Annotated in this window: 15 protein-coding genes and 1 other annotated feature; of the genes, 2 read left to right on the top strand and 13 right to left on the bottom strand. The window is 35.3% G+C overall.

Annotation, left to right across the window (positions count from 1 at the left end; all coding sequences use genetic code 11):
- Positions 1-109 precede the first annotated feature (109 nt).
- On the top strand, positions 110-433 hold the full coding sequence (isdG, locus tag A6J74_RS21815) for a heme oxygenase (protein WP_000587821.1): 324 nt from the start codon (positions 110-112) through the stop codon (positions 431-433).
- 66 nt (positions 434-499) lie between these two features.
- On the opposite strand, the gene srtB is transcribed toward isdG, so the two are convergent.
- The 13 genes from srtB to zapA form a co-directional block, all read right to left on the bottom strand.
- Positions 500-1,264: a class B sortase gene (srtB, locus tag A6J74_RS21810; protein WP_002104558.1), complete on the bottom strand. Its 765-nt coding sequence runs from the start codon at positions 1,262-1,264 to the stop codon at positions 500-502.
- Positions 1,265-1,296: 32 nt separating this feature from the next.
- Complete coding sequence (locus A6J74_RS21805; RefSeq protein WP_000403759.1) at positions 1,297-2,067, bottom strand: ABC transporter ATP-binding protein; 771 nt, start codon at positions 2,065-2,067, stop codon at positions 1,297-1,299.
- The gene (locus A6J74_RS21800) at positions 2,057-3,040 is read right to left on the bottom strand and encodes a FecCD family ABC transporter permease (RefSeq protein WP_001036848.1); all 984 of its coding nucleotides are present in this window, start codon (positions 3,038-3,040) and stop codon (positions 2,057-2,059) included. Before A6J74_RS21800 ends, A6J74_RS21805 begins: the two co-directional genes overlap by 11 nt.
- 27 nt (positions 3,041-3,067) lie before the next feature.
- Complete coding sequence (isdE, locus tag A6J74_RS21795; RefSeq protein ID WP_002093211.1) at positions 3,068-3,949, bottom strand: heme ABC transporter substrate-binding protein IsdE; 882 nt, start codon at positions 3,947-3,949, stop codon at positions 3,068-3,070.
- A gap of 69 nt (positions 3,950-4,018) precedes the next feature.
- Positions 4,019-6,748 carry an NEAT domain-containing protein gene (locus A6J74_RS21790; protein ID WP_001046173.1) on the bottom strand — a complete coding sequence of 910 codons (2,730 nt, stop codon included), beginning with the start codon at positions 6,746-6,748 and terminating at the stop codon, positions 4,019-4,021.
- 29 nt (positions 6,749-6,777) lie between these two features.
- Positions 6,778-7,236 (bottom strand): NEAT domain-containing protein, encoded by a 459-nt coding sequence (locus A6J74_RS21785; RefSeq protein ID WP_000476174.1) that lies wholly within the window; start codon positions 7,234-7,236, stop codon positions 6,778-6,780.
- Between the two features lie 23 nt (positions 7,237-7,259).
- On the bottom strand, positions 7,260-7,970 hold the full coding sequence (gene isdC / locus A6J74_RS21780) for a heme uptake protein IsdC (RefSeq protein WP_000714742.1): 711 nt from the start codon (positions 7,968-7,970) through the stop codon (positions 7,260-7,262).
- A gap of 488 nt (positions 7,971-8,458) precedes the next feature.
- Complete coding sequence (brnQ6, locus tag A6J74_RS21775) at positions 8,459-9,784, bottom strand: branched-chain amino acid transport system II carrier protein BrnQ6 (RefSeq protein ID WP_000842656.1); 1,326 nt, start codon at positions 9,782-9,784, stop codon at positions 8,459-8,461.
- Between the two features lie 114 nt (positions 9,785-9,898).
- Positions 9,899-10,154 (bottom strand) — a binding site (T-box leader).
- Positions 10,155-10,262: 108 nt separating this feature from the next.
- Positions 10,263-10,952: a 23S rRNA pseudouridine(2604) synthase RluF gene (locus tag A6J74_RS21770; protein WP_000700727.1), complete on the bottom strand. Its 690-nt coding sequence runs from the start codon at positions 10,950-10,952 to the stop codon at positions 10,263-10,265.
- A 193-nt stretch (positions 10,953-11,145) separates the two neighbouring features.
- Positions 11,146-13,506, bottom strand: a complete 2,361-nt coding sequence (locus A6J74_RS21760; RefSeq protein WP_000893740.1) for an endonuclease MutS2 — start codon at positions 13,504-13,506, stop codon at positions 11,146-11,148.
- A gap of 19 nt (positions 13,507-13,525) precedes the next feature.
- Positions 13,526-15,244, bottom strand: a complete 1,719-nt coding sequence (gene polX / locus A6J74_RS21755) for a DNA polymerase/3'-5' exonuclease PolX (protein WP_000867522.1) — start codon at positions 15,242-15,244, stop codon at positions 13,526-13,528.
- A 55-nt stretch (positions 15,245-15,299) separates the two neighbouring features.
- Positions 15,300-15,839 carry a CvpA family protein gene (locus tag A6J74_RS21750; protein WP_000565405.1) on the bottom strand — a complete coding sequence of 180 codons (540 nt, stop codon included), beginning with the start codon at positions 15,837-15,839 and terminating at the stop codon, positions 15,300-15,302.
- Between the two features lie 2 nt (positions 15,840-15,841).
- Complete coding sequence (gene zapA, locus A6J74_RS21745; RefSeq protein ID WP_000082703.1) at positions 15,842-16,111, bottom strand: cell division protein ZapA; 270 nt, start codon at positions 16,109-16,111, stop codon at positions 15,842-15,844.
- A gap of 123 nt (positions 16,112-16,234) precedes the next feature.
- Here zapA and rnhC point away from each other — a divergent pair, with 123 nt between their 5' ends.
- A complete protein-coding gene (rnhC, locus tag A6J74_RS21740) occupies positions 16,235-17,170 on the top strand; it encodes a ribonuclease HIII (protein ID WP_000071617.1) in 936 nt (311 codons plus the stop codon).
- The last annotated feature ends 103 nt before the right edge of the window (positions 17,171-17,273 follow it).

Below are 17,273 nucleotides of genomic sequence, written 5' to 3'. Positions count from 1 at the left end.
AAAAAATTTATATATTTCATTATTGCCATTGACAATGATAATGATTTTCATTATCATTTAATATATATGAGTTCTTGAAAATATAGCTACATTTATAGGAGGAATACACATGATTATTGTTACAAATACAGCTAAAATTACAAAGGGAAATGGACATAAATTAATTGAGCGTTTTAATAAAGTAGGTAAAGTTGAAACGATGCCAGGATTTTTAGGATTAGAAGTTCTTTTAACGCAAAATACAGTTGATTATGATGAAGTAACAATTAGCACTCGCTGGAATGCAAAAGAAGATTTCCAAGGTTGGACAAAGAGCTCAGCATTTAAAGATGCTCACTCACATCAAGGCGGAATGCCAGAATATATTCTTGATAATAAAATTGCTTACTATGATGTAAAAGTTGTACGTATGCCAATGGCTGCAGCACAGTAAAAACAGTTATTTTTTAAGTATAGAATATGAGGAGCGCTATCACTTCTCATATTCTATACTTTTTCTTTAATTTCTTTTCACTAATTTTGCATGTACAACTAGCCTTCCAGCCTCTGGATCAAGCGCATAGTCACATGTAGAAAGTGTTACAATTTCATCATTATCCGTCAATTCCGTATCCGTTTTGTACAGTGATTTTTCTTGAATTTCCTTTAAGAACGATGTATATGCTGCATCATTTTCAAAATCCGTTTCAATGTAATAAAAGTCCGTTGTTGTCGTATATACTGAAAAAACTTCAACATCGTATCCTTCAAATAATGTATCGTAATATAATTTACGATGGGACATGAAGAATTCTTCATCCAACATTTTTTTTAAACTACCAAACATAGAACCGTCTTTCATACGATGGCCATATAAAATCGTATTTCGATTTTGAGATTTCACATCATTACGATGGTCCATAAAAATGCTTCCTGCTCTCATATCTTCACCTTTGTAATTACGAAATAAATAGTAATCATTATCCTTCGCTTGAACGATTGGATAATTAATTTGTGTATCATCCATCGTAATCCATCCAACTATCTCCGGATTAATTTTTTGGAGAGCTTGAAACTGCTTACGTACTTCCCCATCCTCTGATTTTTCTTCCATTGGACTTCTCTTATAAATATGTTGCGCTTCAGCCATTACTTTACGATTTTCATAATAATCCATGAAAATCCCACCCAATTCATACATTGAATAGAAAAAGATTCCTAAAAACACAATGGTAAGTATGCGTTGAAAAAATGAATTCTTTTTCCGTTCTTTCTTACTATTCAAATTATCACCTCAAAACGGATTATGCTCAGCCTTTAGATTCCCATTGGTACCATGTATAGTCCTGTATCTTCATCCTGCTTTACAACGACATCTACACCATATATTGCTTTAACCATTTCTTCTGTTATTACATCATTAGGATTACCTTTCGTAACAATCTCTCCATCTTTCATAACGATAATATGATCACTGTAACGAATGGCTTGATTAATATCATGTAATACCATTACAATCGTTAGTCCATACACTTCATTTAACTCTTTCACTAACTCTAATATTTCTATCTGATAATAAATATCTAAATATGTTGTCGGCTCATCTAAGAAAAGCATTGGTGTATTTTGAGCTAATGTCATTGCAATCCAAACTCGCTGTCTCTCTCCGCCTGATAAAGCATAAATTGGCTTATCACGCTTACTTTGTAAATTCGTACATACTAGTGCACGCTCAATCGCTTCTCTATCTTCATCTGTTTGCGGAGAGAAAATATTTTTATATGGCATACGCCCAAAGCTTATTAGCTTTTCCACTGTAATATCTGCTGGAGCCTCATTTTGTTGATGGACAACCGCTAGCTTTCTAGCAAACTCTTTCGGTTTATATTCACTAATCGCTTTCCCATCAAGTATTACTTCTCCACTGCTAGGAGCGTGATTTCTAGACATGACACTAAGTAATGTTGATTTCCCACATCCATTTGGGCCAATAATTGTTGTAATTTTCCCAATTTCTATTTCACTACTAACAGACTTTAAACGATTTGTTACGTTATCGTATGAAAAGGTTACATTTTTAATTTCCATGAACTTTATCACTCTTTCTAAGCAAGAATATTAAGAATGGACCACCAATAACTGCCATAATTGTTGCTGCTGGAATTTCATTAGGTGGCACAATTAACCTTCCAATTGTATCTGCCGTCAAAATTAATAACGCCCCTGCAAGAGCAGAAAATGGAATTAATACTTTATGGTCTGAACCGACTAATTGTCTTGAAATATGAGGAACGAGTAATCCAACGAAAGCAATGACTCCTGCAATCGCTGTTGATACTGCCGCTAAAAGTACTGCAATGGCAGAAATAATAAGACGAACTCTCGTCACGTGCAAGCCTAAGTTTTTCGCAGTCTTATCTTGTAGCGATAATAAGTTACACCAAGCTCCTACGAACAGAGCAAGAATAAGACCAATCGTTCCATAAGTCACCATTATTTCTACATCGCCCCACGTCTTCATTGTTATGTTAGAAGTCGTCGTTTGCTTAATACTCTTAATAAAATATCCACAAATCGTAACGAATGATTCATTTAATCCAGTAAACATTGCATTAATAGCAATACCAATTAAAATAATGCGGAGTGGACTTAATCCAGACTTCCATGAAAAAGAGTAAACGAGATAACACGCAAGCGCACCGCCTAAAAATGCGAATACTGGTGTCCAGAAAAAGAATTGCGGAAACAACGTAATAATAACGAGTGTCATAAAACTTGCTCCAGAAGATATCCCGATTACACCAGCATCAGCAAGTGGATTTTTCATAACAGCTTGAAAAAGCACACCTGAAACAGCCAGAGCTGCTCCAGTAAATAGTGCAATAATAATACGTGGGAAACGTAAATCTTTAATCACTTCAACATCTTCATTTCCCCCTGTAAATATCCCTTGTACAAGCTCAACAATACCTACTTCTAAACTCCCTTTCATCGCTGACAATGATGTCATAACAATAAGCAATGCAGTAACAATGAGGAAACTCCAAGTTTTTTTATTCATTCCACTCTTCCTTTATATTAAAATGCATCACGGATACATCATTTTTTTCAATTCATCTAACGCTTCAATTGCTGCTAAATTGCCTGTCGTTCCAAATAAACGCTCCTCTAAATCGTAAACACGGTTATTTTTAACTGCAGCGAAGTGCTTCCAAATGTCATTCGTTTTAAATTCTTTATCGAACATTTTTACAACTTCATCAGGCATACCATGAGCTGCTCGTAAAATAATATCTGGATCAGCTTTCTTTAAGTACTCTGTATTAGAAGCTAAATACTCTACTCGTTCACCTTGTACAATGTTTTTACCACCTAGTTGTTTCACTAAATCTCCAATATAAGAATGCTCTGTTGCTACTAAATAACTTCCTGGCACACCTAACAAAATAAGTACTGTCGGTTCTTTCTTTCCTTTTACTTCTTTTTGAATGCTAGCAACCTTTTTATCTAACTTAGTTACAACTTCTTCAGCCTGCTTTTCACGTCCATATTTCTTACCTAAATCGCTAATAGAATTTTGCATATTTTTCAAGCTTGTTAAATCTAAAAAGTTTGCTTTCATACCCACACCATCAAAAACTGGCTTTAATTCATATTCAAGTGTTGTCACAGATAATACTTCTGACGGCTTTAATGATTTTACCTTTTCCATATCTGGACTCATTGGATTCCCAACTTCAGGTAAACCTTTATATCGCTTTGGTAAAGTTTTAGAACTTGTTGGAACGCCGACTAAATCTACTTCTAACGCATCCATAATTTCAGTAACAGCCACTGTTGTTGCAACAATGCGCTCTTTACTCTCACTCTTTACCTGCTTTGCTGTTTCTTTTTTGGGTGATGAGCACCCGGCTATACTCATTAACAAAATGATAGCCATTAGTACACTTGCAATTTTCTTCACTCTCAATCACCACTCCTTTCCATACAATATGAAACAAGTCTTGATGCACGCGAACATGCATCAAGACTCCAAAAATTACAATCTACCCGCTCTATATTTACGAACTAGTAAAGCAAGTGAACCTAGCAGTAACACCATGTATAAACCAAGTTGTGCTGTATCTGCAGTTTTTGAGTTTTTCTCTTTTTTTGCATCATTATCTGTAGCATTGTTTTTCTTCTTATCATCTGCATTTCGATTAAAATCAGGATTACCTACTGTTTTTACATTATCTACTTTCGGTGTAGTCACTGGATTTTTTGGTTCATTTTTTGGATCCTCTTTAATAGTTCCTAACGCACCAATATTATTTGTATCAAATTGAATTTGTACATCGTAGAAATGATGGTAGTTCATCTCATCGATGTCTACCTTTACTTTTGCGTTTAATTTTTTAAATAGATCTTCTACTTCAAACTGTACTACTCGCGTATTTGCATTTTTATCTTCGCTTATTACTTTCGCATCAGCGAATAGCTCATTGTTTTCCGTTTGGAATTTCGTAATCCACACGCTATTTTTCAGCGTCATCTCAATGTATTTTTTACCATCTTTTACGATTAATTTCGCTGGATTTACAACATAGTCATGCATCTTTGAAATCTCATCTGTTTTATCTTTTAATACTTTAAATGTAATATCATATTGACCGTCTACTAAATTTTCCGGATCAACTATTACTTTCGGTTTATTATTTCCACCTTGGTTATCATTTCCGCCTTGCTTGTCGTTTCCACCTTGGTTGTTGTTTCCGCCTTGCTTGTCGCTTCCACCTTGGTTGTTGTTTCCGCCTTGCTTGTCGCTTCCACCTTGATTCCCTAAAGCTTTAATACTATCTTGATCAAATACAAATTGAACATCGTAGACATGGTGATAATTCATTGAATCAATATCTACTTTTACTTTTGCATTTAATTTTTTAGACAAATCGTTTACTTCTACTTCTACTACTCTTGTATTTTGTTCTTTATTTTCACTTAACACTTTTGTATTAACGAAAGAACCATTCTTCTCAAATTCAAATTTCGTAATCCATGTACTATTTGTTAATGTAAACGATACATATTTCTTACCATCTTTTACTTTTAATACACCTGGACTTTTTGTGTATGTGTTCATCATTGAGATTTCATCTGTTTGATTTTTTAACACTTTAAAGCCAATGCTGTATTCACCATCTTTAAGAGCTTTTGGATCAATTGTTGTGTTATTATCTTGCTTGTCGTTTCCACCTTGGTTGTCGTTTCCGCCTTGGTTGTCGTTTCCACCTTGGTTGTCGTTTCCACCTTGGTTGTTGTTTCCGCCTTGGTTGTCGTTTCCGCCTTGGTTGTCGTTTCCACCTTGGTTGTCGTTTCCGCCTTGGTTATTTAACGGCTTAATGCTACCTTTATCAAATGCAAATTGAATATCGTAAAAATGGTGATAATTCATTGAATCGATATCTACTTTTACTTTTGCATTTAACTTTTTCGATAAATCCGGTACTTCTACTTCCACTACGCGTGTATCAGCTTTTTTATCTTCACTTATTACATTTGCATCAACAAACGAACTATTTTTCTCAAATTCAAACTTTGTAATCCAAGCACTATTCGTTAACGTAAAGGATACATACTTCTTACCATCTTTTACTTTTAACACACCTGGACTTTTTGTATATGTGTTCATCATTGAAATTTCTTCTGTTTGATCTTTTAATGTTTTAAAATTGATGCTGTATTCACCATCTTTAATTGTTTCAGCATCTGGTTTTTTATTTTCATCTGGTTTTTCTGCTTCTGGTTTTTCTACTTCTGGTTTTTTCTCTTCATTTTTAATTTTTTCAAGTTTATCTTGTTCAAATAAAAGTTGTACATCATGCGTTTGCTTATAATTTCTTGATGCCATTTCGATAAATACTTTTGTATTTAGTTTTTTAGATAAATCGTTTACTTCAAACTCTACTACTCTTGTATCTTTTTCCTTATCCTCACTCACTACTTTTGCATCAACAAATGCACCATCTTTTTCCGTTTGGAAATTTTTAATTAATGAGCTACTTTTTAGTGTTATAACGGCTTTTTTCTTACCATTTTCTACTTTTAATACTCCTGGATTTACCATGTAACTATTCATCTTGGATTCTTCATCTGTTTGATCTTTGAACACTTTAAATGGAATGCTGTACTCACCATCTGTAATTGTGTTAGAATTTGGTTGTTGATCTGGGTCAGGCTTTTGGTCGGGCTTCTGACTCGGATCAGGTTTTTCATTTGGATCTGGCTTATTAGCTGGGTCCTCTTTTTCATTTGGCTTTTCTACATGAACGGGTTTAATACTATTTTGATCAAAGACAATGCGTACATCATAGTCATGATGATAATTTAAAAAATCAATATCTACTTTTACTTTTGCATTTAATACCTTCTCTACATCTTCCACATCAAATTCTACTACTCTTGTATCTTTTTCTTTATCTTCACTAATTACATTTGTCTCAACAAGTTGGCCTGCTTTTTCTGTTTCAAACTTCGTAATCCATGAACTATTCGTTAATGTAAAGGATACTTTCTTTTTCCCATCCTTCACTTTTAAAGTTCCCGGGCTTACTGAATATTGATTCATCATCGATTCTTCATCTGATGTATCTTTTAAAACTTTGAAGCCAATTGAATATTCACCGTCAGCTAACTTGGTAGCTGCTTGAACTGCAAGTGGTTGTAATGTTGATACAAATGTAAATATCATTAGACACATTGCAACAACAATCTTAAGATACTTGTTCAATGAAATAACGCTCCTTTATAAAAAATTAATTATTTAACACTGTTCCCATCAAATACAAAGCGAATATCATATGAAGCATTGTAATTAATAATTGGGATATTAATTTTCACCTTGCCGTTTAGTTTTTTTGACAAGTCAGCAACTTCAAATTCTACAACTCTAGTATTATCTGTTTTGTTTTCACTTAACACGGTTGTTTCTATAAATTGACCATCTTTTTCTACTTGGAAACTTTTAATAGAAGAACTATCTTTCACTTTAAATGAAACATATTGTTTTCCATTTTTAACTGTTAATGTTGCTGGGCTTTCAAAATAACTATTCATTCTAGATGATTCATCTTTATCGCCTTTCCATACAGTAAAAGCAATATTATATTTCCCATCAGCTAGTTTTGTAGCAGCCTTTGCATCTTGTGAACCTAGTGTTGCGATAAACGTAAATAAAACAGCAAATACGGCAATAATCATTTTAAATTGTTTAAACATATATTCATCACCCTTCGAAATATTTATTTGTTTAGCTTCGCTTTACGAATTAAGAAAACACCTGAAACAAGAAGTAACGCTGCAAAGAATCCGATACGTGCTTCGTCTCCCGTTTTTGGATTATCTGTTTTTTCAGCTTTTCCACTCTCATTTGTTTCTTTATTCGCTTCTTTATTCGCTTCTTTATTCTCTACTTTCGTTTTTTCTTCTTTTACTTGTGTATCTGTTTTCGCTTGGTCATTATTTTTTGTTGCAGCAACTACACCGTTATCGCCACCTACAGCTTTTACATTTGCATCAAACGCAAAACGAATTGTATAGTGGTGGTCATAGTTTGCACTTGGTACAACAACATGAATTTTTACTCCCAACGGCTTTGATAGATCATCAACTTTAAATTCAACCGTTCTTTTATCAGCCCCTTCGTCCTTACTCACTACTTTTGCATCAACAAAATTTCCATTCTCCGGTGCTTTAAATTCTGTAATCCAAGCACTATGGTTCATTGGAACTTGAACTTTCATCTCACCATTTTTTACAACTAACTTAGCTGGCTTTTCAAAATAATCATTTGCCATTGAAGCTGACTCGTTTTCCGCTTTTTGTATTACGTAGTTAATATCATACGTACCGTCAGCTAATTTTGCTGAAGCTTGTCCGAACGGCACTACAAGAAAAGCTAGCATACATACAAATGTCATAATAAAAGCGGGTAATACAGAAAACTTTTTCATTTTTCTTGTTTCCTCCTTGTTTATCTTGCATTTCACTTTTTAAAAATGATAATTATTCTCAATTTATAAGAAAAAAATAACCTTTTCCACCTATATTTAATTAGCATTCTTTTATGTAACATAAGTATTATTGATTATCATTCTCATTGAATATTAAAAATAATATCTCACCCTATTCCTTATACGAAGGCATAGAAACTGAGAAAAAATTATAAAACTTATTCATTGATTATCATTCTCAATATAAATCAAAAAAAATAAACTATCCCTTTTCCTCTTCTTTCACCTCTTCCCATAACAACACTATAGTTATAGAAACCCCTTTCCTTCACTTCCCTTCCAATATTTCCACAACTAAGTCAATCTTAGCCTACTCATAAATTTTTTGTCAACTATATTACGTATAAAATTTTTAATATCTGAATTTCTCTATATGTGGCTTTTTCTACAAAAAAAAGAGACTTTCTATTATAGAAAGCCTCTTTTCTCTATTTTTCTACAGCAATTTCCTGCTTTTGAAACTTAGAAACTATATAACCAAATCCTATACCGATTATGCCTGGAACTAACCAACCAATTCCTACACTATATAATGGAATTTTATCTAAAATAGGTGCTAATGCTGCAATTTGAAGGTTTGCATTGTGTAATCCATCAAAGAAACTAATTGCGAACGCTCCTACAATACCACCCACATACATCGCTAATGGAAGACGAACGTAGTTTTCAACAAGTGATAATACGATAAGAACGATTCCAATTGGATAAATGGCGATTAAGATTGGTAATGCTAATGCGTTTAACTGCGTTAAACCAAGATTGGCTACCATAAATGCTAGTACACAGAAAATGAAAACGACTTTTTGATATGAAAGCTTTGGTAATAAGGAAGAGAAATATTCTCCACAAGCTGCAACAATACCTACAGAAGTTGTTAAACATGCTGCTGTAATTGCGATACCTAGTAATAATGTTCCGTAACTACCAAATAAATGATTTACAACGTTTGTTAAAATAATGCCTCCGTTTGCGCCCATTCCAAGCGATACACTAGAAGCTCCAAGATACGCAAGCGCTAAATACACAAGTAGTAAACCAAGTGCTGCAATAAATCCTGCAAAGATTGTTACTTTCGCAATGCTATTCTTATTTGTAACACCTTTTGCTTTTAAAGCATTAATGACAACATTTCCGAAAACAAGTGCTGCCAGTCCATCTAAAGTTAAATATCCGTCAATAAAACCTTTGAAAAGAGGAGCACTATACGCTTCTGTCGGTGAACCAAATTCTCCAATTGGTGTAATAAGTGCTTTACCTACAATAATTGCAATAACAGCTAATAAAATTGGAGTTAACACTTTACCGATGCGTCCCACTAATTTTGAAGGATTTAAAGCTAAATAGAAAGTTACCGCAAAGAAAATAAATGTAAAGATAACAAGTGGATAGGATTGGCTAGCTATCTCACTTGGTAAAAATGGTGCAACACTCATTTCATAAGCAACTGTCCCTGTACGCGGAACGCTTACGAATACGCCTAAGCATAAATAAATTGCAGTGATAAAAACAAGTGCGAAGATAGGATGCACACGTCCTGCTAGCTCATTAATATCTCCCTTTAGAGCTATAACGATTACCCCTAATAAAGGCAATCCAACACCTGTTACGATAAAACCAAATAACGCGATCCATACATCTGTTCCAGCACCTTGTCCTAACGCTGGTGGAAAAATCATATTACCTGCACCGAAAAATAGTGCAAATAACATTAAACTTATTGCAAACATCTCAGAAAATTTTAAAGATGATTTCATTTCTACTAACCTCCTAAATAATTAATTGACAAAATATTCTGAATTAAAATCCGTCAAATCTCCTCTTTCAAGCATACTTCCCCGTAAAAGAACGCAAAAAACACCCGTCCCTAACAAAGGGACGAGTGTTGAAATCGTGGTTCCACCCTTATTCTAATAAAATGAATTTATAACGAAATAAGCTCATTTTATAGCTCGTGTAAATTGATAACGGTTTTATCCGCCAAGAATTACAATGCATCATGCATGCAGTTCACTCTTGAAGTTTAGAGGTGGTAAGATTGTCTTTTCGTATTAGGAAGCTCACAGCCTAAGGCTTCCCTCTCTGAGAATCGTAGAAAACAACTCATGTCCTCATCATTACTTTTATAAAATATCTTGTCGAAACTTGTTGTTTTTTATTATATGGGCTATTTTTTAAAAAATCAATAGTTTTATTTTTTCTGACAAAAAAATATAGGGAGAAAATTTTTCCTCCCTATAACTGCCCTATTAAAATTTCTAACTCTTCAGCTGTAACGCTCCGCCACTTTCCCACTTCAAGCTCATGTAATTCTATATTCATAATGCGCACTCGCTTTAGCTTTGTTACAGTAAACCCGAAAGCACGGCTCATTCTACGAATTTGCCTGTTCATTCCTTGTGTTAAAACGATGCGAAATGTAGATTGGCCGACTCTCGTCACTTTGCATGGCTTCGTCATTCCATCTTTAATCTTTACACCGCTGGACATCTCATCAATAAACCAATCTGTAAAAGGTTTATCTACCGTCACAACGTATTCTTTCTCATGCTCGTGATCTCCGTGTAAAATTTGATTCGCAATCGCGCCATCATTCGTTAATAAAATAAGTCCTTCCGATGCTTTATCTAATCGTCCAACGGGAAAGATTCGCTCTGGGTAATTGATATAATCAATAATATTATCTTCAATATGATCGGCTGCTGTACAAGTAATTCCAACTGGTTTATGAAAAGCGATATACACCTTTTCTTTCTCTTCTTTTGCAATAACCTGCCCATCAATCGTTACAACATCATCATCGCTCACGAGAGCACCGTGCGTACAAATTTCGCCGTTAATAGCCACGCGTCCAGCTTTAATAAGACGATCTGTTTCGCGTCTTGAGCAGGATTTTGCTTCGCTTATGTATTGGTTGATTTTCATATTTTGTTCCTTTTCGTATATTAAAAGCGTCAATCTATGGCAATATCATTATGCCACGATTGACGCTCCTTCACTTCGCAAAAACAACTAAATAAATAACCCCAATCACCAAAAATATTCCACAACAAGCTAACAATGCTTTTGCAAGTTTGTCCATAAACATATAATGGTTTCCCCTTCGTTTCGTTGTTTGCTATTTTAATTCGACAACTGTTACGCCTAGGCCTCCCTCGCCCATGTCACCGTAACGGTAGTTTTTCACGCCGCGATGTTTTTTCAAGTAATCTTGTACACCTTGGCGAAGCGCTCCTGTTCCTTTACCGTGAATGATTGACACACGAGGATAGCTTGCAAGCTGTGCATCGTCTAAATATTTTTCAACGCGCATCATTGCATCTTCGTAACGCTCACCGCGAAGGTCAAGCTCTAACGACACGTGATAATCTCTACCCTTCACACTTGCGACTGCTTTTTTCTCTGTTTGCTTCGGTGTATTAATGTATTCCATATTGGATTCTTTCACTTTCATCTTCAGAATACCAATTTGTACGCTCCACTCTGTATCACTTACTTTTTCAAGTAATTGACCTTTTTGACCGAACGTTAATACTTTTACTTCATCGCCTGCACGTAATTGTTGTTTTGGCGCTGTGTTTTTCACATTCACTTTTTGTTTTTTCACAAGCTCTGGCGCTGCACCTTCTAGGCGGCTCTTCGCTTCAATAAGCTCGTGATCTTTCACGTTTACAAGCTGCGCTTTGCGCAATTGACGAAGTTCGTGAATAATGCCCTCTGCTTCTTTCTTCGCAGCTTCGACTTTTTCTTCCCCTTCTTTTTGCGCTTTTAATAATTTTTCATCACGCTCTTCGTTAAATTCAATAATTTGACGCTGTAATTCACGATGAAGTTTTTCAGATTGCTTACGAAGCGCTTCTGCTTCGTTCCAGTCACGCTCTGCGTTCTTTTGACTTTCTTCTAACTTCGCAATCATATTTTCAATTTTATTTGTATCCGTACTAATATGGTTACGCGCTTGATCAATAACGCGATCAGATAATCCAAGGCGCTTCGAAATTTCAAAGGCGTTACTACGTCCTGGTACACCGATTAATAATTTATACGTTGGGCTTAATGTGTTCACATCGAACTCAACACTCGCATTAATAACTTGCTCACGGTTATATCCGTATGCTTTTAATTCCGGGTAATGCGTCGTTGCAACAACGCGAGCACCACGATTACATACTTCATCTAAAATTGAAATTGCTAGTGCAGCCCCTTCTTGCGGGTCTGTTCCAGCACCTAATTCATCGAATAAAACTAAGCTTTCAAAATCAGCTTTTTCTAAAATATCTACAATGTTCACCATATGTGAGGAGAACGTACTTAAACTTTGTTCAATCGATTGCTCATCACCGATATCAGCGAAAATATTTTTAAATACACAAATCTCTGACTCATCCATTACTGGAATATGAAGACCAGATTGCGCCATTAATACACAAATACCAACCGTTTTCAGCGTAACTGTTTTACCACCTGTATTCGGTCCTGTAATTACAATTGTTGTGAAATCTTTACCGAGCATAATGTTATTTGGCACAATAATTTCCGGATCAATAAGCGGATGACGCGCTTGTCTTAAATCCATGTAGCGCTCGTTATTTACGATTGGCTTCGTTGCTTTAATTCGCTTCGCATAAAAAGCTTTTGCAAAAATGAAGTCAAGATTTGCAACTACTTCTACGTTAGACAAAACAATATCAGCTTCTACTGCCACTTCTTCTGTTAACATTAATAAGATGCGTTCGATTTCTTGTTTTTCTTTCACACGTGCTTCTTGAAGTGCGTTATTTAATTCTACAATTACTTGTGGTTCAATAAATAACGTTTGTCCAGAAGCAGATTGATCGTGAACAATACCACCATATACACCGCGGTATTCTTGTTTTACCGGGATTACGTAACGTTCGTTACGGATCGTTACAATCGCATCAGATAACATCTTTTGTGCGTTTGAAGAACGCGTCATATTCTCTAACTTTTCACGAATACGGCTTTCCGCAGTACGAATTTGGTTACGAATACCACGTAGTTTATCACTTGCGCTATCGACTACTTCACCGCCATCACCGATACAATTTGTAATTTTCTTTTCTAAGTCATATAAAGATACAATTTGAGCGACGTGAGTTTCTAAAATCGGAAGCTCGACACCATTATCAACCATATCTTCGATAAAACGTTTCATATTGCGACTACCATACATCGTATTTGCAATATCAAGTAGTTCATTTGGGCTTAACATACTTCCGATTTTTGCACGCTTCACATTTGAGCGAACATCAGTAATACCACCTAATGGCGCACTCCCTTTTAAACGAATGACTTTCGCCGCTTCATCCGTCGTATCTTGTAGTTCTACAATTTCTTCAAAATCAGTGCTCGGTACTAAATTCTTCACTTTGTCACGACCAAGTGAAGAGGCTGTATGTTCAAGTAATTGTTCTTTTACTTTATTGTATTCTAATACACGCAACGTTCTTTCTAACATGTTGCAGGTCCCCCTTGTGTTACTTATTACGTTTAATATAGTCTAATAAACGTTCAATATCCCACGTGTTAATCACGTTATCTTTTTGAATCCAACCTTTACGTGCTGCTGCTACACCTGTTTCCATGTCTTCTAACATTTCAAGTGTATGAGCATCCGTATTAATCGCTACTTTTACACCAGCATCTTGTGCTTGTTTTAATAATTTCGCGCTTAAATCTAGACGGTTTGGATTTGCATTTAATTCTAAAACTGTATTTGTTTCTTTTGCGAGTTCAATTAATAAATCTGTGTCTACATCGTAACCCTCGCGACGTCCAAGAAGGCGTCCTGTCGGGTGAGCAATCATTGTAACATGTTTATTCTCAAGTGCAGCGCGAAGACGCTTCATAATCGTTTCACGGTCTTGTGAGAAGCTAGAGTGGATAGCTCCAATAACATAATCTAATTCTGCTAATACTTCATCATCAAAATCAAGTGATGCATCCGGTAAAATGTCCATTTCAATTCCGCGTAAAATTGTAATGTCTGAATACTTTTCATTCATGCGTTCAATTTCTTTCGCTTGTTCACGAAGACGCTCTTTCGTTAAACCGTTCGCTACTTTCAAGTATTGTGAGTGATCAGTAATCGCCATAAACTTATATCCACGGGCACGACATGCCTGTACCATTTCTTCAATAGAAAAAGCACCGTCACTCCACGTTGTATGCATATGTAAATCACCTTGTATATCAGAAAACTGAATTAAGTTTGGATACTCTTTAATTAATTCAATTTCTTTTCCATCTTCACGCACTTCTGGTGGGATAAATGGAAGACCGAAATGAGCAAAAAATTCTTCCTCAGTCTCGAATGTTTTTACTTCACCTGTTTCCAATTTCTCTACACCGTACTCACTAATTTTTTCGCCTTTATCTTTTGCAATTTGGCGCATTTTTACGTTATGGTCTTTTGATCCTGTGAAATGATGAAGCGTTGTAATAAACTCTTCTGGTTTTACTAAACGGAAATCGATTGAAATATCATATTCGTATTGAAGACGAACAGAAACTTTCGTATCTCCACTTGCAATTACTTCAATCATATTATCGAATTGCAATAAATGTTCACGTACTGCTGCTGGTTCTGTCGTTGCAATAATGAAATCTAAATCCTTCACTGTCTCACGAACACGGCGTAAGCTACCAGCGCGAGAAAAACGAATTACTTCGGTAATATTCGACAACTTCTCCTCTATTTCCCCGGCAATAGGTAATATCATCGCAATCGGTAAACGTTCTGGACGAGATCCTACTTGATCAATTGCTTCTAATATCTTCTCTTCTGTTTTCTTACCGAAACCTGCTAAAGCTTGTACTTTATTTTCCTCACAAACAGCTTTTAACGATTCCATATCCACAACACCAAGTTCTTTGTATAACTTAGCTACCTTTTTACCACCAAGGCCCGGAAGTTTTAATAAAGGTAACAAACTGCTTGGCACTTCTTTTTCAAGTTCTTGTAATACTTCAGATGTTCCCGATTCTATATATTCTTGAATAACTGCTGCCGTTCCTTTTCCGATACCTGGAATCTTTGTGAAATCTTCAATTTCAGAAAGACTACGATCATCACTTTCTAGTGCTGCTGCTGCTTTACGAAATGCAGATATTTTAAATGGATTCGCACCCTTTAATTCCATAAAAAGCCCGATTGTCTCTAGTAATTTAATAACTTGTTTTTTATTTACTTTCATCATTGCCCCGCCTTTCTTTCATAGAAAAAAACTTCTCTTTCCGAAAAAAGAGAAGTTATACTCTGCTACCTGTCTGCCATAGCTCCTTCACCTTTTCAGAGAGAATCGGTGTATCGTCTACAATTATTTTGCTAATTGATGATTTTTGTAATGGTGTTTGTATTTGTTCAATCGGAAGAATATTTCCAACAATAATTAAAACAAACAAAATAATATATACTTCTAAAAATCCGAGGATTGCCCCCGCAAACGCATTTACTTGCTTTAACACCGGTATTTCTGCAAACATATTTAACAAATTACCAAGTAATGAAAGTGCGATTTTTGTAATAATAAATAATACGATAAACGCAATTGCTTGATAAAATACTGTCTCAATATTATTTGCATCAATCCATTCTGGAACAGATACATTTTTATCAAATGGATACGGAATAAATTTCGCAAGTGCTGGCGCTAAATCTTTACAGTACCAGTATGCAACAAGGTATGCGATAATAAAGCTTGTTAACTTTACAAGTTGTAAGATAAAACCTCTGCGTAATCCGAGGAAAAATCCCATAACAAGCAGTAAAATGATAATAATATCAATCATGTTTATTCCATTCCTTTTTTTGTCATACTTTCTTTCAACTTCTCATGTTCTTCTTTTAATTTTATGTAATCGTGTATGACGTTTACCGCCGTCAATACCGCTAGTCTACTCGTATCAAGCGAAGGATTCTTGGCATTGAGTTCGCGCATTTTATCATCCACAATCGCTGCTACCATGCGGATATGACTTGTACTTTCATCGCCAACAACTGAATACTGTTGGCCATATATTTCTACATTAATTCGACTTTTATTTCCCTTTTGTTGTGACAACTCACCGGCCTCCAATCACGTACAGAATCCTAAAGTTTATCATACCATGAACCATCATAATATGGAAACAGAAAGAACAATCCGATATGATAAAAATAACAATATAAAAAAGGAGCGACCATTTTGTCAAATTCTATCGTAATACAAACAAGTTCTACAGTAATTGAAGACATGAAACAACAATATAAACAAGCACTTAGCTCAAAAATTCCGCAAGGCGGTATCTTTATGGCAAAGGTGCCATCTTGCACGATTACAGCATATAAATCTGGAAAAGTAATGTTCCAAGGTGGACGTGCTGAAGCAGAAGCTTCTCGTTGGCAAACTGTCTCTCAAACACCGAAAACAACTGTAAAAAAATCGGTCGATTCTCATCGTTTTGCACCGCCTGCTTCCATCGGTACAATGTCTATAGCAGGATCAGATGAAGTAGGTACTGGTGATTACTTCGGACCGATGACAGTAGTTGCTGTATATGTGGACGCAAAACAAATTCCACTTTTAAAAGAACTTGGTGTAAAAGACTCCAAAAACTTAAACGATGCTCAAATTACCGCTATTGCAAAACAACTACTTCACGTTGTTCCTTACAGCTCTCTCGTTCTTCATAATGAAAAATATAACGAGCTATTTGATAAAGGAAATAATCAAGGTAAGCTAAAAGCTTTACTACACAATAAAGCCATTACAAACTTATTAGCGAAAATTGCTCCTACAACACCAGAAGGCATCTTAATCGACCAATTTACGCAACCTGATACATACTATAAGTATTTAGCAAAACAAAAACAGGTACAGCGTGAAAATGTTTACTTCGCTACGAAAGGTGAAAGTGTTCATTTAGCTGTTGCCGCCGCTTCCATTTTAGCTCGTTACTCATTCGTAAAACAATTTGATGAACTAAGTAAAAAAGCTGGTATGCTACTTCCAAAAGGTGCTGGTAAACAAGTTGATATTGCCGCTGCTAAATTAATTCAAAAAGTAGGTAAAGAAAGATTACCTGAGTTTGTAAAACTGCATTTTGCTAATACAGAGAAAGCGTTTCGCTTATTGAAATAGTATCGACAAAAACAGGGGCTTACAAACTCCTGTTTTTTGTTTCATGTGTTCTCGATTCAATGTAATTGCATTTACTATTTTCCTCTCCTAACTATATCGCTAA

It is taken from the genome of Bacillus sp. FDAARGOS_235 (assembly GCF_002073415.2).
Lineage (GTDB): Bacteria > Bacillota > Bacilli > Bacillales > Bacillaceae_G > Bacillus_A > Bacillus_A toyonensis.
This window is presented reverse-complemented; position numbering and strand designations above follow the sequence as displayed.